We start from the raw sequence: 22853 nt of genomic DNA, 5'->3' as shown, positions 1-22853 counted from the left end.
GCCTCTAGACTGGAAGGCGGCGGGCGCTGCCTTCCCGCGACAGTCGAACAGAAACCGGCATGCTCGCCAAGCGACACACCGACGACGGATTTGTGTTCGATAGTGTTCGGGTGTTACACTATAAACGCACATATATGAACATTGCGAATACATTTCTACCATTCCTTTGTTCATACCAGCTGTAAGGAAAGGCTTAACATGACTGTTCTTGTCACAGGCGGCTGCGGCTACATCGGCGCGCATGTCGTCCATGCACTGCACGAGGCCGGCGAAGACGTCGTCGTAGTCGACGACCTGAGCTACGGCAAGCCGGATCGCATCGGCAACGCGCGCCTTTACGGCATGGACATCGCGGCACCGGGAGCCGGCGAACGTCTTGCCGAGATCATGGAGGCCGAGAATGTGGACTCAGTCATCCACTTCGCAGCCCGCAAGCAGGTCGGCGAATCCGTGGAGAAGCCGCTGTGGTATTACCAGCAGAACATCAACGGTATGCTCAATGTGCTCGAAGGCATGAAGGGAGCCGGCGTGAAGAAGCTCGTCTTCTCCTCGTCCGCCGCCACTTACGGCGTGCCGCCGGTCGATGTGGTGCCCGAAGACGTCGAACCGATGGTTCCGATCAACCCATACGGCCAGACCAAGCTGTTCGGCGAATGGATGGCGCGTGCCTGTGAGCAGCCGTACGGCATTCGGTTCTGCGGACTGCGCTACTTCAATGTCGCCGGCTGCGGCCCCGTCCAGCTCGAGGACCCGGCCATCCTGAACCTCATCCCGATGCTCTTCGACCGTCTCACACAGGGCAAGGCGCCGGCGATCTTCGGCGACGACTACCCGACTCCGGACGGCACCTGCGTGCGCGACTACATTCACGTCTCCGATCTCGCCGATGCGCACATCGCCGCATTGAAGTACCTCGATCGTGACGAGCGCAAGTACGATGTGTTCAATGTGGGCACTGGCGAGGGCACCTCGGTGCGTCAGATCGTGGACGAGGTGAAGAAGGTCACCGGCCTGCCGTTCAAGGAGACCGTCATGGGCCGTCGTGCCGGCGATCCGCCGCATCTGATCGGCTCCCCTGAGCGCATCAACACCGAGCTGGGCTGGCATGCCAAGTACGACGTCGAAGACATCGTCGAATCCGCATGGAACGCATGGCAGGCGAACCCAGATCACCACATCGACGTGGAGACCTGGAAGCAGACCGACTGACGCATTCCATCCTGCACGCGAAAGGGCTCCGTTCCATCAGGAACGGAGCCCTTTCCATAGATCGTACAGACCATGCTGCGCAATGAACGCTTATGCCCCTACCTCGTCGCGTCCTGCGCCTCGAGCTGCTTCTCCACATAGTCGACAATGTATGGGGCGACTTCCTCGATCTGGTCGATGGCGATCTCGAAGTCACGCTGGCCCCCATACCATGGGTCGACGAGATCGATGTCGCTTTCACGTCCCGGCTGCGGATCTGGCAGGTTCGGGTCGAAACTGCGATACATGAACACATGCGAACGCTTGCTCAACGGCAGCATATGCATGAGCGCGCCCATATGCGAGGCAGTCATGGGCAGGAACAGGTTCGTCTCGGCGATCTCGTTCGGGGTGATGCGATGCGCGAAATGTTCGGGCGGAATGTCGTACCCATGCTCACGCAGCACTTTCACGGCGCGGCGGTCGATCGGGTTGCCGTGCTCTTCGCTGCTCACACCGCTGGATTCCACGCGCACCCGATCGCCAAGCCCGCGCTCCTCGAATTCGTGGCGCAGAATAATCTCGGCCATTGGAGATCTGCAGATGTTGCCGGTGCACACGGTCATCACCGTGTATGGCTGCGGTTTCGTGCCCATTCGTCTCTTTCCCCTCGCATGTGTTCTGGTGTGGTTATTCCTCGTCGGGTTGTTCGTCGCCGGTATTGCGTTCGAACGTCAGGTAACGGTAGCGATCGATGCCTTCGGGCTTCTTCGGCGTGAGCCATCCCGAATTCTCCATGAGTTTCCAGGAACCGTTGTTGAGCGCCTCGGTGAGGTCTGGAGCGTAGGCGTCCGCATTCACCTTGGCGTCGACCTGCGTCATGTAGATCTTGGATGCCATTGGCAACATCTGGTTGAACAGCTGGGAGCCGCCGATGACCCAGATCTCGCTGCGGTCGAGTCCGTCGTCGGGAATGGCCTCCTGACGGGCCATGTCGAGTGCCTCCTCCAGATTGTCCACCACGGTGGCACCCGGCGCACGGAAATCACGGTCACGCGACAACACGATGTTGTCACGTTTCGGAAGCGGCCGGAACTTCTCGTTGAGCGCCTCCCAGGTCTTGCGACCCATGATCACCGGATGGGAGACGGTGAGCTCCTTGAATCGCTTCAGGTCTTCAGGCAGATGCCAGGGCATCTCACCCTCATACCCAATGGCACCGGAACGGCCTTCCTTGTCGTTTGCCTGCGCCCATATGAGATTCACCGAGAACGTCTTGGGAAAATCATCTCCCCAGTCATCCTCGAAGACTTCTGGCCCGGCGGATCCGGGCACGGGTTCGTGATAGCCACTGCGGCTACTTCCAGACTCCATTTCTCACTCCTTGGAACAAGTCTCAAACGTAAATTGAGTCTATAGGCGAGGCACGACCTGCAGCTTCGTTTTCGCGGGTTTTCACCGCAATTCCATATGTCGGCCGATCGAATCGACCGTAACCCTCACACCGCGATCGGAGCCTTGATGGTGGGGTGGTATCGATAGTTCGCAATATGGAAATCGGAATACTGGTAGTCGAACAGCGAATCGGCCTTGCGAATCTCCATCCTCGGGTATGGGTAGGGTTCGCGCGAGAGCTGCTCAAGCACCTGCTCCACGTGATTGTCGTAGATGTGGCAGTCGCCGCCGGTCCACACGAATTCACCGGGTTCCAAGCCGGCCTGCTGTGCCATCATCATCGTGAGCAGTGAATAGCTGGCGATGTTGAACGGCACGCCGAGGAACATGTCACACGAACGCTGGTACAGCTGGCAGCTGAGTCTGCCATCGGCCACATAGAACTGGAACAGCGCGTGGCACGGCGGCAACGCCATGTTCTCCACCTCGGCCGGGTTCCACGCGGTGACCACCATGCGCCGCGAATCCGGGTTGTGTCTGATGAGCTCAAGCACATTGGAGATCTGGTCGATTGTGCGGTCGGGATCGTCTGCGGTGGGAGCAGGCCAACTGCGCCACTGCACACCGTACACCGGACCGAGGTCACCGTTCTCGTCGGCCCACTCGTCCCAGATGTGCACATTGTGCTCCTGCAGCCAGCGCACATTGCTCGAGCCCTTCAGGAACCACAGCAGTTCATAGGCGATGCCCTTGAAGAACACGCGCTTCGTGGTGAGCAGCGGGAACCCCTTCGCCAGATCGAAACGCATCTGCTGGCCGAACAGCGAGATCGTGCCGGTGCCGGTGCGGTCGTTCTTGAGATTGCCTTCCATGAGAATCTTGCGCAGCAGGTCCTCATACGGCATCGGGATGTCGGTGTCGGGGCGCGGCGGAATCTGGGTGCGAATAGCTTGCAGTTGCTCCTGAGTCAATGGCATGGCATGCAATCGTAATCGCAAAGTCTGACGAGACGATGCCGGGAGCGAATACAGCCCGACACGGCGGGCATATACCCGCCTACAATGTGGTTGAGTAAACGAGACGACACATCCGCGTGGAAAGAAGGCACGTATGAGCAAGCGTATTTGGGTCGAGCGCAACAAGGACGGCTCGTGGGACGCATTCTCCGATGACGGCGCCCACATCAAGTTCGGCAAGGGCCGCGGCCAGTTCACGCCCGGCGATCTCATGAAGATCGCATTGGCGGGCTGTGCAGCGCTGTCCAGCAACTTCGCCATCGAAAGCACGCTCGGCGAGGGCAAGGGCGCCAAGATCGTCGTCGACGGCACCTATGACGCCGACAACGACTCGTACATCAACTTCAACGAGACGCTCATGATTGACGCCACCGACGCAAACCTCTCCTCGGAGGACGTCGAGAAGCTCAAGAAGCGTGTGCGCGCTCACGTCGACAAGGGATGCACCGTCAAGCACACCTATGAGCAGGTCACACCGGTGCGCATGGACATCGAGGTGCGCAGCTGACCGAACGCGGCGCAAATGGAGAGCCGCCGTGGGCAATGCATCGATTGCATTGCCCACGGCGGCTTTTCGTTATCGGGAGACCACCCGACTACTGTTCGTTATCGTCCTACCGGTACTCGTGCGCCTTCGGGTCGATGTCGATCTCGATCTGGCGTTCGGTTTCCTCGCTGGCGCGCTCAACCGGTACCTCGCGCACGAATTCCTCGAGCGACGTCACTTCGGCGGCCTCGGTTCCCGATGCGGTGCCCGTCTTCACACGCTGTTCCTCCGCCTCCACGAACTTGCGCGGCACCACGTAGACCGGCGACGCCGAATGCTGGAGCAACCCCTGGCTGGTGGAGTTGAGCAGCAGACCGGTGAGACCTCCACGGCCGCAGGAACCGACCACCACGATGTCGTGCGTATGACTGGCCTTGGTGAGCGTCTCCACTGCACGGCCGGACACAATCGATTTGCGAATCTTGAGGTCGGGGTGTGTCGTGCGGATGGATTCCAGCCGCGCGTCGAGCACATCTTCGAACTTCTGCTTCTCCGCAGGATCGTCGAGATTGGTGGTGCCCGGCACCACGGTGATCACGTCCAGCTCGGCGCCCCAGCTCGCGGCGAAATCCGCGGCGATCTGCAGTGCGCGCAGGCCCCACTTCGTGTCATCGGACCCAACGGCCACCTTGGTGATCACATTGTTGAGATGCAGCAGATTGTCTTTGTCGTCGGTGTACGGCACGACGACGATCGGGCAGTATGCGTATGCCGGCAGGCTCGAGCTCGTCGTGCCGAGCAGACGCTCCGCCAGTCCTCCCTTGCCGCGGTTGCCGATGACGATCAGATTGTAGTTGCGCGACAGTTCGACGAACACCGACGACGGGTCGCCCGTCACGATGAGCGTCTGCGCATCCACGCCCTGCTCATCGGCGATTGCCTTGGCCTTCGACAGAATCTCCTGGGCATCGTTGTGCGCGGCGTTGTCGTCGCCCATCGACGTGTATGTGGCGTCGAACGAGACGGCGGCATAGCTCGGCAGCGAGTATGCGCAGACAATCTGCAAGGAAAGTCCCATGTGCTTGGCATAGTTCGCGGCCCACCATGTCGCCTTGTAGCTCGCGTGTGAACCGTCTACTCCGACGAGGATTGTGTTGTCGTTCATATGAGGGACCTCCTTGACCAGCAATGAAACAAGTACTGGTATCTAGAATACCGTGCCGCCGCATGCGCGCGCGTTTCGGCGGTGAAATCCACACAAATCGATACGCCTGTCGATATGCCATGCGCCCGCAGATCGCCCAATATCGGGTCGCCATCCGCCAGCTCCGCATACTCCTGTGTAGAAGGGGCTCTTCCCTTTGAGCATGTAAGAGCCGTAAAAGGAGACAAATAACCCCCTGGCATTGGCTCCTTTTACGTCAGGGGGCCATCGCTCCATGCGCGATCCGTGCAGGGTCTGTGCGTGACCTATGCGCGACCTCTTGCGTAAAAGGGGACAGCGCCGGTCATCTTACGGACCCTTTTCACGCAAGAGGTGCTGCGGTATACACGCCGGAATGTGAAGGGCCGCACACCCAAGAACGGATGCGCGGCCCTTCACCGTATATCAAGAGAGGTCACAGAACTCGACGGATGCTGTAGGCAGCACCACCGAATGCCGAGAGATTGGTGACCTGCGTACCCTGCGCCGGGTTCAACGCGTTGACGATCATGCCATTGCCAATATAGATGGCGGCATGGTTGGCATTCGCGATGATGTCGCCCGGCTGGGCCTCGGCGAGGCTCGGAACGGCGGTTCCGACACCGGCCTGGGCGCCCGAGGTGCGCGGCAGATTAATGCCGAACTGGGAGAAGACATACATGACGAATCCAGAGCAATCCCAGCCGCTCGGAGTGGTGCCACCCAATACATAGGGGGCCCCGATGAACTTCTGGGCATAGGAGGCGATGGCTGCACCGTTCTTGCTGGTGGGCACGGATGGGGCAGCTGCTGCCTGCGCGGCCGGAGCGGCCTCCTGCTGAGTGGCGTTGGCGTTGGCTTCGGTGAGGGATTCACGCGCCTGGTCACGGCTTGCGGCCGCGGCCTGCTCACGTGCCGCCTGTGCGGCGGCCTCCTGCTGCGCACGCTGCTCAGCAGCTTCCTTCTCGGTTTGGGCGCGGGATTCCGCTTCCTTCTCTGCCGTGGATTTTGTCTGTGGAACATCCATTGAACCCAGACCGCCCCAGTTGGAGTCCTTGTCGACTTCCGTGGAGGTCGCCTCGGCGAAGAAGTTCGCCTTGGCCACGTTCACCTTCGGGAACGAACGGGTCGATACGACGTAGCTCGAGCCCGACTGGGAGTCGGCGGCGTTTGCGGCCGGCGCGATGCCGGTGAGCGCAAGCGAGGCTGCAACTACAGCGGCGGCAATCGAAATAGAACGCTTCATAGTATTCATCGTCGTCCACAGTAGCACAGCCGAAGTGAGACGATTGTGGAAACCTACAAGGAAACGGTTGGAATACTGGGCGACACGCCGAGAACACAGGTGGCATGCAATGTGCTATATTATGTAGTTTTCTTCACATATTGCTCACAGCGAGCACAGTTCCCTCAGGGCGGAGGGAATCCCAGACACCAAGCGTCCGCTCGGAAGCCGTGGAGGCCTTAGAAGTGGATGTACTGGAAATTCTTGGCCTGCGCCGAGGTGAAGGTGCGATGCGAGATCACGCCGACGCCCTGTACATTGGATTCGGAGATCTCGATGGATCCGTCGGGATTCACCTTCTCCACCACAGCGACGTGGCCGTAGACCCCCGAGGCGCCTTCCTGACCCGGCGAGAACACGAGCGCGTCGCCGGTGTTGCGTGGCGTGTTGTCGACCCAATAGCCCATGGAACCTGCGGATATGGCCCAGGAGCCCGCATTGCCGAAGTGTGAGCCGGTGTTGAGACCGAGCTGTGCACGACGCTCATACGCCCACCACGTGCACTGGCCATACGGGTATGCATTGCCGCGATCGCCGGTCTCGTGGTTGCCGTCGAAGCCTTGCGGCAGCTGGCTCTGATGCTCGTCCATGAGGTCGGCGACCTTCGGGTTGTTGGCGAGTGCGCGGGAAAGCGCGTTCGCATCGGCGATCGAGTTGTCGCCGCCGATCCCCCACTTGCCTGCATTGGTGGTGGAGACGGTCTTGCCGTTGTCGATGGTGACATTCACCTTGGCGGACGACGAGCTGACTTCGGAGGCCGCGGTAGCCGTTTCGCTGGTTGCGGTGGTGCGGTCCAGAGCCTCACGCGTATCGGAGCGCGAAGCGGAGCCGTCGGCGATGCGGCGCACCTGCGTGGTCTCGGTCGGGTCCTCGGCCGCCAGCACCGTGGAGCCCTCGCCCTTCATGAAGGCCATCGACGTCGCCGCCGTTCCCACCAATGTCGCCAACGAGACGGAGGTGAGAATGTTATGTTTGCGCTGGGCCGCCTTGGCGGTCTGGCGAATCGCCTTGCGGGTCAGCGGTGCGACTTCGTTGAGCTTGGCTGCCAGATTCTCGTCGATCGCCAGCGCCTGCGCGTCACCTGCCGCCGCCTGCTTCGCCCGCACACCCTGTGCGGAATGCGAGCCCATACGCGACGCGAACAGAGAGTTCGTTAGGCTTTTTGCACCTAATCCCTTGTGGGCTTTCGGGGCTGCATGCCTCATACAAAAAACTCCTTCGGTCATCTTCAGCCTGCACGCTCTGTCGTGCTCGTTATGCAACTTTCGACAGAATACCTCACCGAACCGTCAAAATACAGCTCGCATTCGTACTTTCGGCATCGAACACGCCGGGCGCCCACCATTACACCCCTCGCTCGCGCCTGTAATTTCAGGCTTCCACAAAACCTCGTAAATTTTTTGTCACATCTTCACAATCCACGCATTCTTCGCCGTGAGCCGGGTGTCTGCACACTCGCCCGACCGTTGCCCAGTGTTTGGGCAAGGGGCCGTCGTTCGTCCATTCACCTATGCGACGCATGCCTTCCTATAATTTAAAGACATGAGCACTATTACCATTCCGCAAAACATGCTTCCCGCAGACGGCCGTTTCGGCTCGGGCCCCACCAAGATCCGCCGTGAACAGATTCTCGACCTCACCAATGCCGCAGACACGCTGCTGGGCACTTCCCACCGCCAGCGTCCGGTGAAACAGCTCGTCGAATCGATCCGTGAAGGGCTCGCCGAATTCTTCTCGCTCCCCGCAGGCTACGAGGTGGTGCTCGGCAACGGCGGCGCGAGCGCGTTCTGGGATGTCGTGTGCTGCTCGCTCGTCAACCGCAAGGCCGCATGCGGCGTATACGGCTCGTTCACGAAGAAGATGGCCGCCTCCCTCTCCTCGGCTCCGTTCCTCGAGGAACCGGCCGTATATGAGGGCGACTTCGGCACTTGGCGCCTGCCTGAGCTCACCGATGGCGTCGACGCATACTGCTGGGCGCAGAACGAGACCTCCACCGGCGTTGCCGCGCCCGTCAAGCGCATCGCCGGCAGTGTGGACCAAGGCGCGCTGACGATCATCGACGCGACGAGCGGCGCAGGAGCGCTGCCGGTGGACCTGTCGCAGACCGACGCCTACTATTTCTCCCCGCAGAAGGCATTCGGATCCGAGGGCGGCCTGTGGGTGGCGATTCTCTCCCCCGAGGCGATCGAACGTGCCGAGGCGGTCAAGGAGAATGCTGCCGTTCCCGGTTCGATCCGCTGGATTCCGCCGTTCCTCTCGCTCACCTCTGCGATTTCGAATTCCCGCAAGAACCAGACGCTCAACACGCCGGCGATCTCCACGCTCGTGCTCATGGAGAGCCAGATTCGCTATCTCAACGACAACGGCGGTCTTGACTGGGCCGTCAAACGCTGCGAGCGCTCTGCGGACACCGTGTATTCCTGGGCCGAAACGAGCCGCTATGCGAGCCCGTACGTCGTGGATAAGGAGGCCCGCTCGCATGCCGTGGTCACCGTCGACCTCATTGACGCGGTGCCGGCCGCCGCAGTGCTCGAGGCGTTGCGAGACAACGGCATCGTCGACGTGAACGGATACCGCGCGCTGGGACGCAACCAGCTGCGCATCGGAGTCTTCCCGTCGGTCGATCCGTCGGATGTCGAGGCACTCACGCACTGCATTGACTATGTGATCGAACACCTGTAACCCACGCGACATGGGAACACCGCCCATATTGCCACGTCGCTTATGAGATGCGATGTGCGCAACGCGGAAATGTTCGGTATGCTCAACACATAAGCCCGGGGTCACACCTCCCCTCCGTGACCCGGGCTTTTCTGTGCCGATATGCGTATTCCGCGCTCAGTCGATGTCGGTGCCTTCGTCTCGCGACGGCGTCTTCGTCGGGTCGAAGCCGGAGACGATGAACACGACGCGGCGTGCGGCGGAGACCGCATGGTCGCCGAGACGCTCCATGAAGCGTGCGATGAGCACCACGTTGATGAGCTGCTCGTTCGTGCCCTCCCATTCGGCGCTGTCGGCGTACTGCATGATCTTGAGATGCAGATCGTCGAGCTGGTCGTCGTCGCGAATGATCTGCTCCGCTATCGCGGTGTCGCGGTCGGCGAGCATGTCGACGAGGCGTCCGCCCGTGATGTCGAGGAACTGCTGCATTTTCGCGAACGTGGGCACCAGATTCTGCGGAACCGGCGAGTTCGGGTAGGTGCGGCGCGCGGATTCCGCGATATGGCGCGCCAGATCGCCCATACGTTCGAAGGTGGTGGCCAGGCGCATCGTGGAGACGATGACGCGCAGGTCGGTGGCCACCGGATTCTGGCGTGCCAGCAGCTCCACGCATTGGTCCATGATGCGGGTGGAAAGGTCGTCGATGCTCGCATCGTTGTCGATCACGGTTTGGGCCGCATCGAGATCCTGATGAAGCAGGGCCTCCCCCGCCAGACGGATGGCGTCGCGCACATCGCGGGCCATATGGTCGAGGTCGTCGGCCACCGCTTTGAGGCCTTCATTGAAAATCACGCGCATGTGTTCACACTCCCTGTTGCTGCCCGTGCGCTATGTACGCAATCATTGTAGCCGATGCGACACTCTGGCGTGTGCCCTGATGGGCGACGTCTCATGCGTGTGTTCGCCATCTGCGACGGGAAAATGCGCATCTGCTGCGCATTCCGCGCGAATATGGGAGAATGATGCCATGCCACAATTCACAACCACGGTGATCGCCGTCGCGTTCATACTGCTCGCGGTCGGCGCGGTCATAGGTCTGTTGGTGCTGCTCTACGACTGGCTGGCCCCGCTCATCTCCCGCACCACACACGGCGTCTCGCTTCCCGATTCCATCGGCGACCTCGTCTCCAGACTCCGGCGCCGACGCTCGCGTGACGATGAGGACGGCGACGACGATGACGATGACGAGCTCGACGATGAGACCGCCGCGCTGCTGTCGATCCTTCCGGCCGCATCGATTGTGGTAGACGATTCCGACGACGTGGTGCGCGCCAATCCGGCGGCCTACCGTCTGGGCATCGTCAACGACGACGTGATCGTGGATTCGCGCGTGCTCGACGCCGTGCGCAAAGTACGCGAGCACGGCGGCAAGACGTCGCTGGAGATCACCACCTCCACGCCGAAGCGTTTCGCATTGCCCGAACCGGTGGATGCTGAGGAGGACCTGAAAACCAGCACCGTCTCGCGCCCCAACTGGCTCAAACTGGTCATCGGGCGCATCGACGAGCAGTTCGTCGTCGTGCTCATCGACGACATCTCGGAATCGGTGCGGTTCTCGCAGATGCGCGACGACTTCGTGACGAACGTGAGCGAGATGATCATTCGGCCGAGTGAGGATCTGCAACGGCTGGCCGACGTGCTCGAACACGGCGGCATGAGCCCCGAACAGGTCGCGCAGGCGGCCCGCGACGTGCGTCGGTCAAGCGCCTACGTCGATCACATGGTCAAGGATCTGCTGCTGCTCATCAAGGCACAGGGCGATGCTCCGAACGCGCAATCCGCGGTGTTGGATGTGCGCGAACAAGTGGAGGTGGCGGTCAACGAACTCTTGCCGCAAGCCCGTCAACGCGGCATCACGGTGTCCATCACCGGCAAGGGCGAGCCGAAAGTGCGCGGCGACGCCACGGCGATCCGTGCGGCGATCGGCAAGCTCGTCGACAACGCCATCGAATACTCGCCCGACAACGCGAACGTGAGCGTGCTCATCGAAACGACGCGCGACGCCAAGGATGCGTTGGTGCGCGTGGTGGACCGCGGAACGGGAATCCCGCTCAAGGAGCAGCCGCGCATCTTCGAACGGTTCTACCGCGGAGCGAACCAGAACGAGCGCACGCAGTCGGGCGTCGGCCTCGGCCTGGCCATCGTCAAGCATGTGGCCATCACGCACCACGGCAATGTGCAGGTGTGGAGCAGACCTGGGCAGGGCAGCACATTCAGTCTGGTGCTACCGCTCGTGTCCGAGTCTGCAGAGGAGGCCGGCGAAATCAGTCGGCGCCGAGCCGACGGTAATCGCGACGGTGAAAATGCTCCCACACAAGCAATGCGAAACCAATCAACACGCCATACGAGCAGATGAACATCGACTGGCGCGACATCTCCGAATGCGCAGTGGAGAAGATGACAATGCTCACGATCAGCGCGACGACCCAGCAGCAGATGCCTATGATGAACGCCTTGCGTAGGTCGACCTGCATCGGTTTGGGGCTGGGACGGCGCTGGGTCGGGTCATAGATCGGAGCGATTTTCATATGGCCCACTGTAATCACAGGTGTGTAGCAGTGGAAATAACCAGCCAATCGAGCCCTGAATGTGGGAAAAAACTTCCCATGTGGGCACAAGCATGCGGATTCGCGTACAATATGCACGTATGCGCGAGCGCCGAAAAACGCCAAGGCAGAAGGGAGCAGGCAGTGTACGCTATTCGCCCTGTTCCCAAACACTATGCCTGGGGCTCGCACCGAACACTGCAGCATGTGTTCCATCTGGGTGAACACGAAACACAGCAGCCGCTTGCCGAGATGTGGTTCAGCGGGCATGCCCAGTCGCCGTCGCCGATAATGGTGGATGGCGTCGAACAGCCGCTCACGTCGATGATCGAGCGCAATCCCATTGACATGGTGGGTCGGCGCGGCTCGGAGGAATTCGGCCCGGTGCTCCCCTATCTGTTCAAACTGATCTGCGCCACCGAACCGCTCTCGCTGCAGGTGCACCCGGTGGCCTTTCAGGCGCGCGCGGGGTTCAACGAGGAGAACCGCGCAGGCATACCACTCAACGCCCCCGAACGTTCGTTCAAAGACATCAATGCGAAAAGCGAGATGGTGGTGGCACTCGAACCATTCCTCGCGGCAGTAGGATTCTCCACGCGCACATTCGCGCTACGGAATCTGGGATTGCTCAGGCTGCCGGTGGCGCAACGCATGGTGGAGGCGCTCAACTCGACCGCCACGCAGTCGGCAGGCGAATCATTTTCCGCAGCGGACGAGATGATGCCCATCGCCTCCGCCGTATGGTCACCGGCGAGAAAACGACTGTTCCGCGCATTCCATGCGGCGATCACGGCGCAGGAAACAGATCCGCAGGAACTCCTCGACGATCTGCAGCATGCGCGCTCACTCACCGAACACACGCGCAACGATCTCGCATTCGACTTCGCGATTCGCGCGGCCAAGGCGTTCCCGGGAGACACGAGCGCGCTCGCACTGCTCATGATGAACCCGGTGAGTCTCGAGGAGGGCCAGTCGGTGTTCCTGCCCACCGGCACCCCGCACGCCTATATATATGGTACGGCGGCGGAGATCATGACGAATTCGGACAACGTGCTGCGCGCAGGACTCACCATGAAGCACAAAGACATCGTGAATCTGCTGCAATGCCTAGACTGCCGCACCAGCACGCCGGTGGATCCGTCGAACTCGCAGATCGCCACGATGCTGATGCGAGACCTCGCCTTCTACAAACCGAACGTGAGCGAGTACATGCTCGCCTACGGGCAGGTGGATGTGCAGCATGAGCCATGGCCGGTGATCAACGCGCTGGCCAAACGCTACGACTCACTGGTGCGGCAGATCAGCGGGCATACGCCGTTCCCGCATTCCGGCCCTCGTGTGGTGGTGTGCACACAAGGGTCGGTGCAGGTGATCAGCGAAGCGGATTCACGCGTGCTGCATCAGGGAGACGCCGTGTTCGTGCCGGCGAGCGACGGATGGGCGCATGTCGAGGCCGTGATCGACGGCGAAGGTGAGCCTCAGGGCAAGTATTTGGTGGCCTCCACGCCGTTCTAGGCGACGGCGGCTGCGTGGGCGGCGGTATTTCGGACGGATGCTTCCGAAAACCGTGCCGCAGATAGGCCCTCTCGCGGCACATCTTTCGGAAGCATCCGTAAAATCAACTCTGAATGAGGTCTGTGGCGGTCTGTCTCACGGATGCTTCCGTAAACCATGCCACAAAACCGCCTTGCAATGGTCCGTTTCACGGAAGTCTCCGAATGACATACCGCGAATAGGTCATCTGATGGCATGGTTTACGGAAGCATCCGTGAGACAGACCACTACACGCCACTTTCCCGGTCTGGTTTACGGAAGCATCCGTAAAACGGGGCACAAATGGGAACCCACGCGGCGCGGTATTCGGAAAACTCCATGCACCATGCCGCGCGGGCCATGCCAAACCGCGGTGGAGTCGCTAGATGTCGAGCGAAACGACCAGCTTGCCGGTCACTTTGCCGGCGGCGAGCGTCTTCAACCCATCCACCAACTCGTCGAACGGCAGAATCCTCTCGATGAGCGGATCGAGACGGCCCTGCGATGCCATCTCAAACACGTCGGTGGCCATTGTGCCCAGGTCGTTCTGCTGACGCGGATCGCCGGAGCCATGCGCACCGCCGAGATTGACGACCGCCATGCTCAGTCCACGGCCGAACATGTCGTCGCCGTCGATGTTCGGCACGCCCACAATGGTGACGAGCTGACCGTTGTAGGCCAGTCGGTCGAAGTCCTTCTCGGCCTCCGCGCCGCCCACCGTGTCCACCACGAGATCGACGCCGAGCCCGTCGGTGAGTTCGCCTATGCGTTCGGTCACATCCTCCTTGCGGTAGTCGATGACCGCATCCACATCGAGATGTTTGCGCACATAGTCCACCTTGGCGGTGGAGCAGGTGGTGAACACCGTGAGGCCATGCATCTTGGCGAGCTGGACGGCAATGCCGCCCACGGCTCCGGAGCCTCCATGGATCAATGCCGTGTGCACATTGTTGAGATTCGGTTTGCGGTTGATCGTCTGGTAGGCCGTCAACGCGCTGCACAGCAGGCCGGCGGCGGTGGTATAGCTCACGTCGTCCGGGATGCGGGCCAGCTCGTACACAGGGGAGGCGACGTACTCGGCGAAGCAGCCATCGTAGCGCAGGTCGCCATGTCCGGCGACGCGCATGCCCAGATGCCAGTCCTCGGAGACATCCGGCCCGATGGCGGCGATTTCACCGGCCACGTCAAGGCCCAGCGTATGCGGGAACGACCAGTCCGGGTCACCGCCTCCCGCCAGCTTGTAATCCACCGGATTCAGGCCAACCGCATGCACCTTGACAAGCACCTGCCCCGGCCCAACTGCCGGAATCGGCACTTCGGCGAGCTTGATGGCGTCAAGACCATGGTCGTCCGCCTGCTCAATCACATAGGCCTTCATTTCGTCGAATCATTCTCCCCTGGTTCAAGAACACCATCAGGTGCAGCGGCAGGCGCAACGGGATCGACCGTGTCGGCGGCCACAGGTGTGTCCTTCGACCCCGGGGCGGCAAATGCCTCGGCCTCGGCCTCCTTGGCATGCTGCATCAGACGCTGCTCATCCGCTTCATTGAACGACTCGTCGAACCGCATGCCGGGCTTCATGTCCACCGGGTGCTTCGGGTCGACGATGGCGCCATACACCTTGAGCATGTCGTAGATGTACGTGCCCTTGGTACGCCCCAGCGCAAACGCGATCGCCTTGCGTTCCACATTGTTGCGTCCGAAGGTGGTGAGTGGTTGGCCGTCGCGCAGCTTGACGGCCGCGTTGAGCATGTCACGCACGTCGTATTCGCTGTTCCACACCTCGGGCACGCCACGATCCACATCGCACAGCGTGTACACGGCCTCCATGCCGGTGCGCATCGAGTATTCCGTGGTGAAGATCGTGTCACGTGGCTCCTCGGCGAACTGACCGATGAACGCGAAGTTGACGGCACCATCCGGCACGACGTCGGGGCGGTCACCGAGTTCGCGCGGCATGAAGAACGCGTCGACATACGGCATCATGACCGGCACCGTATTGCAATGGTTCTTCGCGAGCTCCTCGATCTGGTCCTCGGGCACTCCCATGTGGTAGAGCCATTCCTCGCAGATCTCCATGCCGGTGCAGTCCTGCATCGGCTTGCGAATGTAGTTGCCTGGCTTGTCGGGGAACAAGCCGTAGATCCATGCCGAGATCATGTCCTTCGGCTGGTCGCGGAACTGCTGCTGCCGGTTCACGGTCCAGCTCATCAGCCAGTTCGAATCCTCCACGGTCACAATGCCGCCGGTAACGGTGTGGCCGCCGAACGGTGAGCGTCCGGTGATCTTCTCGATGTAGGCCGGAATCGTGTCGTCAAGCGTGGTGGCCGTGGCGCTCATCCACTTGGTGAGGTTCGGATCGTAGATGAACTTCTCCGGGTGACCGAAGCTCGGGTCGACCGCGGCAATGCGATTCCACATGTCCCACCCGTTGCCCGGCTTGAGCGTCGGATCGAAGCCGGCCGGCGTGTTCTGGTCGCCCTCGGTGGTCGACTCCACCAGGCCGCCGTTGGTGATGAACACGAAGTCGTTCTCGGTGAGTTCGATTGTCTTGCGCTCGTTCTTCGCCAGATCGGTGACCACAAGCGTCTTGGCCACCTTCTTGTTCGGCGTGCTGTACGGGTTGCGTGGGAATGCGCCGTTCTCTGCTTGGGCGCGTTGGGCCTCGTCCATTGACACGTTGGTGAACACATTGCGGGCCGGGCCGTTCTCGTGCTCGCTGACGGCGAAGGTGACGTCGTCGACTGCGGTGCCCATATGGAACTGCACGTCGTGCGCCTTGAGGTAGTTCATGAGCGGCAGGATCATCGACTCATACTGGTTGTATCGCGTGAACCGCAATGCCGAGAAGTCGGGCAGGCCACCGATGTGATGGATGAAACGGTGGATGTAGCGATGCATCTCGAGCGCGGAATCCCAGTTCTCGAAGGCGAACATCGTGCGCCAGTACAGCCAGAAATTCGAATTGAGCACTTCGTCGTCGAAGTAGTCGGTGATCTTCTTGTTGGCGAGCTCGTCCTCGGAGGCGAGGTAGAGCTTGAGGATCTCCATGCACCCCTTGTCGGAGAGATTGAACCTGTTGTCGGTGTGCGCATTGTGGCCACGTGCCTTGGTGGCGCGGCACTTCGAATAGTTCGGGTCCTCCTTGTTGAGCCAGTAGTAGTGGTCGAGCATCGACACCTTCGGGTCTTCGATGCTCGGCACATCGCGGTAGACGTCCCACATGACCTCAAAATGATTGTCCATTTCGCGGCCACCGCGCATGACGTAGCCCTCGCCCTTGATGAACGCGCCATCGAGCGCACCGCCGGGAACCACGTCCTTGTCGAACACGTGGATGCTCTTGCCCGGCATCTGCGCATCGCGCACGAGATAGAACGCAGCGGTGAGCGCCGCCAGTCCCGTGCCGATGATGTACGCGCTCTTGTTCTCAATGCCCTCCGGCTTCTTCGGGTGCGCGAACGCCTCGAAATTGCCTGCCGAATAGTACATGGTACCTCCTCTCCGCGGGCTCGCTCCCGCGAAGATTTGCCTGCGCCGACTTTCGGCGCTCTAGTGCCCATTGTCCGTCTGTTCGCGCAAACCGAGCACGAGGTTTGCTCTTAGCTTGGTTTTAGCGATTCCACAGGCGGTCTGCAACGCACTGCGAACATGGTGCATGTGCATGGCCGTTTTTGCAATCCTATGCTCATCCAGACATGCTCACGGGATTCAGATGGCTGCTCTTGCAAATGCAATCTCATCCTGACATGTTTATGCAGGTCAAGAATGACCGGATTTGCAAGCGTACTCTCAACACAGTATGCGAAGATCACTTCGCGTGCCTACATATGCCCCAGATTGCAAAGGCGGTCATTAAATTCGCCTCAGAAAGGTCGTTCTTGCAGCTGCGATCTCAGCATGGCACAGCTAGAGCCGTACGATGACCACTTTTGCAGATTCAATCTCAGCGCAGCTATCTCTTCAATCTCAGCGCAGCTATCTCGCATTTCATAGAATGGGCATCCTTGCAACTCTGATCTCAATTTAGCGTGATTATGCGAATCAAATAGTCGCCTTTGCAATCATGGCCGCAACCAGACACGCAAAAGGCGACCCGGTGCGAAAAACACCGAGTCGCCTCATACGATTCAGACGTGCGGTTAGCGGAGGACCGCCAAACTCACTTCTGGGCTCACTTCTGGCCCTGGGCCGCAACAGCGGCGGCACCGGCGGCAGCGGCCTCAGGATCGAGGTATTCGCCGCCCTTCTTGATCGGCTTGAAGTTCTCGTCGAGCTCGTAGACCAGCGGGATTGCCGTCGGGATGTTCACCTTGGCGATCTCCTCTTCGGTCAGGCCGTCGAGCATCTTGACAATCGCGCGCAGCGAGTTGCCGTGGGCGGCGATGAGAACGGTCTTGCCATCCTTGAGCTCAGGCTCGATCTCTGCCTCGAAGTACGGCTTCACGCGCTCCACGACGTCGGCCAGGCACTCGGCTTCCGGAACCGGGTCGCCGGCGTAGCGCGGGTCGTTGTTCTGCGCGTACTGGTCGTTCGGGTCAATCTCGGGCGGCGGGGTGCCGTAGGAGCGGCGCCACAGCATGAACTTCTCGTCGCCGTACTCCTCGCGGATCTCGCTCTTGTTCTTTCCCTGCAGGGCGCCGTAATGACGCTCGTTGAGGCGCCAGTCGCGCTTCACGGGAATCCACAGGCGGTCGGCCTCATCGAGCGCGATGTTCGCGGTGTTGATGGCGCGGCGCAGCAGCGAGGTGAAGACGATGTCGGGCAGCACACCCTTGTCCTTCATAAGCTTGCCGCCGTTCTTGGCTTCCTCGCGACCCTTTTCGGTCAGCGGGACGTCAACCCAGCCGGTGAACTGATTTGTCTTGTTCCATTCGCTCTGACCATGTCGGAGCAGTACCAGTTTGTAAGTCATATGCCCTAGTCTAGCGACCCGTCGAGTCAAATGCACGTGCATTGCCATATCTGCCCGATTGGCGGGATAATCTGCGAACGCGACGATCTCAGCGCATTCAGATGGACATGGTGAGACCGACGAACACCAGCGCGACGGCGAGCGCGATCCACGACAGATTCCGCATGGCGCTACGGTATTCCCGTTTGGCCACATTGAATTCGACGACCACGGTGAGCAGTATGAGCGCGATTTCGCCGAGCACTGCGCAGTAGCCGCCGAGCACGCTCAGATTGGGCAGATCGGAATCCATATGGATCCACATCACGCTCCACGGAATCACCATGACGAGCATAACGAGGGCGATAAGCACGCACAGGCACACCGTGAACGCACGCGCTCCGAGACGTACGGCGAGCGTGCGTTTGCCGCTCTCACGATCCGTGTTCACGTCGCGCAGATTATTCACCGCCATCACGGCCGCAGAGACCGCGCCGATGACTACCGCCCCATACACGCCGTTCCCGTTGACATGACCGCACAGCACGAACTGCGTGCCAAGCGCGGCGACCGGACCGAAGAACACGAAGGCGGCCAGCTCGCCGAACCCGAAGTATCCGTATGGATGAGAGCCGCCCACATAGAACCATGCGGCTGCCACGCACAACGCCCCCACGAATACAAGCCACCAGTAGCCGGTGATCACAATCACCGCGAGGCCGCACACGCAGGCGAGCACAGCATTCACAATGGCCGCCATGAGCACCGCGCGCGGGGTGACGCCGCTGGCCACCAAGCGCATCGGCCCGTTCAGCTCGCGCGCCTGCCGCTCCTCTTCTGCAGTCGCACCGTTCTCAAAGAACTGAAAATCAGATTCCACCGTGTATTGCCGTACCGCCGCCGTACGGTGGGCATCGGTGCCACGCACGCCGTCCGAGTAGTCGTTGGCGAAGTTGACGGCGATCTGCAGGAAGAGCGCGACGAGCAGACAAAGCAGGCCGAGCGTGACGATTCTGCCGGTGCCCGCATGGCATTCCGCACTGGAAACGAAGACGCCGCAGGCCGGCAAGCCTTCCGCACTGCGCAGGTCGAGCACGCGGCACGCTGCGGTGGCTCCGATGAGCACGGGCGCGATGCCGAGCATGAGCGTGGGGATGCGCATGCCGGAAACGTAATCGTGAAATCGCATAGTTTGAATATATGCCCGAATACTCGAACGCGCGAGCGCATACATGATCGGTGCGTTCGCGCGCGAGTTCAAGCACAGGGCGACAGTTCAGGCCTTCGAGGACTCGTTCGACATGGAGTCCGCGGCAGTCTGCTGGTCGAGCACGTTCTGGGCGACCTGCTTGGCATGGGCATCGGCCTGTGCATTGCGGGCGATGCGTTGCGCCTTGGTCTCGCCCTTGGCACGGGAGGCGGAAAGCAGATCCGGCTTGTGATGCAGCGCCTTCGTCCACACGTAGTAGAAGATGATGCCGAGCACGAGCCACACGGTGCCCACAATGAGCACCTCGCCACCGAGCGAGCAGAAGATGACGCCGGTGACGATTGCGCCGATGAGCGGGAAGATGATCGTACGCCAGAACTTGCCGTGCTCAAGAATCTTCGCCCTGATACCAAGGCCCCAGATGACGGCAATGTTGAGCATGAAGTACGTGGAGAGCGCGCCGTAGTTGGAGATCTTCGCGCCGGTGGTCATGCCGATCGGCAACACGATGAAGATGAGCGCCAGCGTGAGGACGGCGACGAAGCCGGTGGCGACGGTGGCCACGCGGGTCTTCGGGCTGATCTTGGCGAAGACCGACGGCAATGCGTCGTCCTTGGCCATCACGCGCAGCAGCGAGGCGCCGGCGGTCATGCCCGACAGCGACGTGAAAATGCCCAGAGCGAGCGCATTGGCCACGGCGCACAGCACACCAAGCCACTTTCCGGCAAGGCCGGCCACCAAGTAGAAACCGTTGTTCGGATTGGCTGCCATGAGCTTGCCGCTCGGATCCATGCACATCGTCAGCAGGCTCATCGCCATGTAGAGCGCGCCCAGAATGAGCACGATCACAATCATCGCGCGCGACGGGCCATGCTTGGGGTCGAGGCTCTGGTCGTCGAGCGTGACCACGGAGCCGAAGCCGACGAACGACAGCGCGCACAGCGAGACGGCGCTCATCACCGCGCCCATCTCGAAGTGGCCGGGATTGTAGAAGCCTTCGAAGGAGAAGTGGGCCACGCTGGGGTTCTTCGCCACGTAGATGACGCCGAAGATGAAGAACAGCAGCAACACGATGAGCTCGGCCACCAAGGCGAGCTTGTCCACCATGACGGTGGCTCCGGCGCCACGCATCGCGATGACCGTGATGATGGCGAGGAAGATGAGGCACCATGCCCACACCGGAACGGCCGGCACGTATTCATGAATTGCCAGACCGGCCATGATGAGCATGACGGCCGGCGTGATCAGGTACTGCAACAGCATGAGCCATCCGACCACGAATCCCACCGGACCGTTGATCTCATCGGAGGCGTAGACGAAGATGCTGCCGCTCGATGGGTAGCGGGGCACCATGAGGTCGAACGAGAACGCGGTGAACAGCATCGCGACCATGGCGATCACGTATGCGAGGGCCGGCATGCCGTGCGACGTGTTCGAAACCGATGCGAGAATGGAGAATGGGGCGATCGGCACCATGAAGATCATACCGAACACCACGAGGTCGAATACCGAGAGTGTGCGCTTGACGGTGACCGGACCGCCCGCACCCGTATTGTTTGGAGCTGGGATTTCCTGTGACTTCGTTGCAGCGGTCATGTGAGGCTCCTTCCCTTCCTGGAAAATCTCTTCCGTACTATTTCAATTTTCGACTATAGTTCTGTCGTCCTGCGTTGGAACGGCACTGTGCGGTACGCAAAAATCCTGAAGGGATTGCCCTCCTCTTCAATGGGAGGCGGGCAATCCCTTCAAATCAGACCCTTAGATCAAGTACTGCGGTTCCTTGGCGTGGGACGCGCCGGACAAATCAGTCCTTGTCTTCATGGCGCTTGTCGTAGAAGGCGGCAAGTTCGGGGCCGGCCGCAGCCAGAGCCACCTCGTCGCAGTACAGCATGTGGCCGTTGGAGTGCAGATGGTACTCGATGCGATCCTTGAGCGCCTGCGGCAGGAACAGCTTGTTGATGTCGTGGCGCACGTTCCAGTACGGCGTCGCAGCGTCGTGGATGCCACCGAGCACGCAGATGCGGCTCGTCGGGTTGCGACGCAGCGCAGTGGCAAGATCGTAGGCCACATTCGGAACCTGCGGGGAGCCCATGGTGCCTGGAGCCTGATGCGTCCAGTTCCAGCTCGAGTTGACCTTGAGCGAGAGGCCCTCATAGTTCTCGTAGCCCTTGAAGCCCATGTCGCCGAGCATCTTCATGTACACGTCGAGGTAGGCGGCGTTGATCGCGTCGTACGACGGATCCTCGCCGGCGAAGAACTCGTTGTCGCCCTGCACGTCCTGATATCCGTACGTGGTGAAGCGGGTGTCGTAACGGCCGGTGGTCTCACCCTCGGCCTTGAGCAGGTTCTTGCGGAACGTGTCGAGTTCGATGCGCAGGCCCTTCTCTTCGATGAAGTCGGCAGGCAGGCCGATGAACTCGCTCATCTCGCCGGCGATCTTCTTCATCTCGTCCGCCGGCAATGCGTCGGCGAGCGTCAGGGCACGGGCAAGCGTGTTGTTCGCATAGTCGAACGCCTTGTCGTACCACTCGTACTGGTCGACGCCCACCCCGGCCTTCTTGAAGTAGTTGGCGGTGGCGGCGTACACGGGGAACATGCCCATGTAGTAGTCGTCCTCACCGGAGAGCGTGGGCTCGTAGTCGAGAATGGTGGACTGTTCGGTGATGCCTGCGACGCCGACGCCATGCTCGCCGAGCATGCGGTAGACGACGGCGTTGCGCATGGTGCCGTAGGATTCGCCGTACAGGTAGTGCGGGCTGTTCATGCGGTCGTACTTGGTGAGCCATGCGATGATGCCGCGCGTGAAGGCATCGCCGTCACCGTCGACACCCCACACCTTCTTGGCGTCGTAGTTCGGATCCACATGCGAGTAGCCGGTGCCGAACGCATCGATGAACACGAGATCCGAGCTCGGCAGCAGCGAATACGGGTTGTCTTCGACCTCACCGACGCCCTTCAGGTGCGCCATGCCATCGGTCTTGACGCGCTTGGCGCCCATGCCACCGATGTTGACCATGTACGAGGCACCACCGGGGCCGCCGTTCCAGCAGAACGTCACCGGACGATCCGACTTGTCTTCCTGATCGGAAACCTGGGAGAACATGAACATGTGGCCGATGAGCTGGCCGTCGTCGGCGCGCACCGGAATCATTTCCGCGGTGGCGGTGTAGTTGATCTTCTTGCCGTCGGCGCCGGTCCACGTGTACTGCTTCGTGGCTGCCTGCGGCAGCGGCTCGAGCGGCTTCTTCTGCTCGTCGTTGCCGGCTTCGTTCTTGGTTGCTTCTGTATTGTTTGCCATGGAATACTCCTTAGCTTGTATGGTGCATGGGAGGAAATGCCCCGCGCACCGAAGAATTTGGCGCATGCGCGGCCCCGTGACGTTCACGGGGCCGCCT

The 22853-nt window shown here is 60.9% G+C and carries 19 protein-coding genes; 5 read left to right on the top strand and 14 right to left on the bottom strand.

Annotated features, from left to right (window positions below):
* The first annotated feature begins 198 nt into the window (after positions 1-198).
* The gene (galE, locus tag BANAN_RS02405; RefSeq protein ID WP_014697359.1) at positions 199-1209 is read left to right on the top strand and encodes a UDP-glucose 4-epimerase GalE; all 1011 of its coding nucleotides are present in this window, start codon (positions 199-201) and stop codon (positions 1207-1209) included.
* Positions 1210-1307: 98 nt separating this feature from the next.
* Here the strand turns inward: galE and BANAN_RS02400 are convergent, their stop codons facing one another.
* From BANAN_RS02400 to BANAN_RS02390, 3 genes are all read right to left on the bottom strand, one after another.
* Complete coding sequence (locus tag BANAN_RS02400; RefSeq protein WP_014697358.1) at positions 1308-1844, bottom strand: low molecular weight protein-tyrosine-phosphatase; 537 nt, start codon at positions 1842-1844, stop codon at positions 1308-1310.
* Positions 1845-1878: 34 nt separating this feature from the next.
* Entirely contained in the window at positions 1879-2562 is a 684-nt protein-coding gene (locus BANAN_RS02395; protein ID WP_014697357.1) for a dihydrofolate reductase, read from the bottom strand.
* A 125-nt stretch (positions 2563-2687) separates the two neighbouring features.
* The gene (locus tag BANAN_RS02390) at positions 2688-3560 is read right to left on the bottom strand and encodes a thymidylate synthase (protein WP_014697356.1); all 873 of its coding nucleotides are present in this window, start codon (positions 3558-3560) and stop codon (positions 2688-2690) included.
* Between the two features lie 133 nt (positions 3561-3693).
* Between BANAN_RS02390 and BANAN_RS02385 the strand changes: the two genes are divergently transcribed.
* Complete coding sequence (locus tag BANAN_RS02385; protein ID WP_014697355.1) at positions 3694-4107, top strand: OsmC family protein; 414 nt, start codon at positions 3694-3696, stop codon at positions 4105-4107.
* A gap of 106 nt (positions 4108-4213) precedes the next feature.
* Here BANAN_RS02385 and BANAN_RS02380 read toward each other — a convergent pair whose 3' ends face one another.
* From BANAN_RS02380 to BANAN_RS02370, 3 genes are all read right to left on the bottom strand, one after another.
* On the bottom strand, positions 4214-5251 hold the full coding sequence (locus BANAN_RS02380; RefSeq protein WP_014697354.1) for a universal stress protein: 1038 nt from the start codon (positions 5249-5251) through the stop codon (positions 4214-4216).
* Between the two features lie 454 nt (positions 5252-5705).
* On the bottom strand, positions 5706-6515 hold the full coding sequence (locus BANAN_RS02375) for a C40 family peptidase (protein ID WP_014697353.1): 810 nt from the start codon (positions 6513-6515) through the stop codon (positions 5706-5708).
* Positions 6516-6733: 218 nt separating this feature from the next.
* A complete protein-coding gene (locus BANAN_RS02370) occupies positions 6734-7759 on the bottom strand; it encodes a CHAP domain-containing protein (protein WP_041776959.1) in 1026 nt (341 codons plus the stop codon).
* A 337-nt stretch (positions 7760-8096) separates the two neighbouring features.
* Between BANAN_RS02370 and serC the strand changes: the two genes are divergently transcribed.
* Positions 8097-9236, top strand: a complete 1140-nt coding sequence (serC, locus tag BANAN_RS02365) for a phosphoserine transaminase (RefSeq protein ID WP_041776958.1) — start codon at positions 8097-8099, stop codon at positions 9234-9236.
* Positions 9237-9392: 156 nt separating this feature from the next.
* Here the strand turns inward: serC and phoU are convergent, their stop codons facing one another.
* On the bottom strand, positions 9393-10073 hold the full coding sequence (gene phoU / locus BANAN_RS02360; protein WP_004268709.1) for a phosphate signaling complex protein PhoU: 681 nt from the start codon (positions 10071-10073) through the stop codon (positions 9393-9395).
* A 169-nt stretch (positions 10074-10242) separates the two neighbouring features.
* Here phoU and BANAN_RS02355 point away from each other — a divergent pair, with 169 nt between their 5' ends.
* Positions 10243-11631 (top strand): sensor histidine kinase, encoded by a 1389-nt coding sequence (locus BANAN_RS02355; protein WP_014697350.1) that lies wholly within the window; start codon positions 10243-10245, stop codon positions 11629-11631.
* On the opposite strand, the gene BANAN_RS08425 is transcribed toward BANAN_RS02355, so the two are convergent.
* A complete protein-coding gene (locus tag BANAN_RS08425; RefSeq protein WP_154701365.1) occupies positions 11540-11803 on the bottom strand; it encodes a hypothetical protein in 264 nt (87 codons plus the stop codon). The two genes, BANAN_RS02355 and BANAN_RS08425, sit on opposite strands and share 92 nt — an antisense overlap.
* 162 nt (positions 11804-11965) lie before the next feature.
* Between BANAN_RS08425 and manA the strand changes: the two genes are divergently transcribed.
* Positions 11966-13336, top strand: coding sequence for a mannose-6-phosphate isomerase, class I (manA, locus tag BANAN_RS02350; RefSeq protein ID WP_014697348.1), 1371 nt, complete (start codon positions 11966-11968; stop codon positions 13334-13336).
* A gap of 400 nt (positions 13337-13736) precedes the next feature.
* Here the strand turns inward: manA and BANAN_RS02345 are convergent, their stop codons facing one another.
* From BANAN_RS02345 to BANAN_RS02320, 6 genes are all read right to left on the bottom strand, one after another.
* Entirely contained in the window at positions 13737-14720 is a 984-nt protein-coding gene (locus tag BANAN_RS02345; RefSeq protein WP_237705834.1) for a zinc-binding dehydrogenase, read from the bottom strand.
* Positions 14721-14728: 8 nt separating this feature from the next.
* Entirely contained in the window at positions 14729-16846 is a 2118-nt protein-coding gene (locus BANAN_RS02340; protein WP_014697346.1) for an oleate hydratase, read from the bottom strand.
* 682 nt (positions 16847-17528) lie between these two features.
* A complete protein-coding gene (locus tag BANAN_RS02335; RefSeq protein WP_014697345.1) occupies positions 17529-18269 on the bottom strand; it encodes a phosphoglyceromutase in 741 nt (246 codons plus the stop codon).
* 97 nt (positions 18270-18366) lie between these two features.
* Positions 18367-19437 (bottom strand): 1,4-dihydroxy-2-naphthoate octaprenyltransferase, encoded by a 1071-nt coding sequence (menA, locus tag BANAN_RS02330; protein ID WP_014697344.1) that lies wholly within the window; start codon positions 19435-19437, stop codon positions 18367-18369.
* 87 nt (positions 19438-19524) lie between these two features.
* On the bottom strand, positions 19525-21054 hold the full coding sequence (locus tag BANAN_RS02325) for an APC family permease (protein WP_014697343.1): 1530 nt from the start codon (positions 21052-21054) through the stop codon (positions 19525-19527).
* A gap of 208 nt (positions 21055-21262) precedes the next feature.
* A complete protein-coding gene (locus BANAN_RS02320; RefSeq protein WP_014697342.1) occupies positions 21263-22756 on the bottom strand; it encodes a S10 family peptidase in 1494 nt (497 codons plus the stop codon).
* Between the last annotated feature and the right edge of the window lie 97 nt (positions 22757-22853).

Source organism: Bifidobacterium animalis subsp. animalis ATCC 25527 (assembly GCF_000260715.1).
GTDB lineage: Bacteria > Actinomycetota > Actinomycetes > Actinomycetales > Bifidobacteriaceae > Bifidobacterium > Bifidobacterium animalis.
The sequence above is the reverse complement of the archived record's forward strand: the minus strand, read 5'-3'. Positions and strand labels throughout refer to the sequence as shown.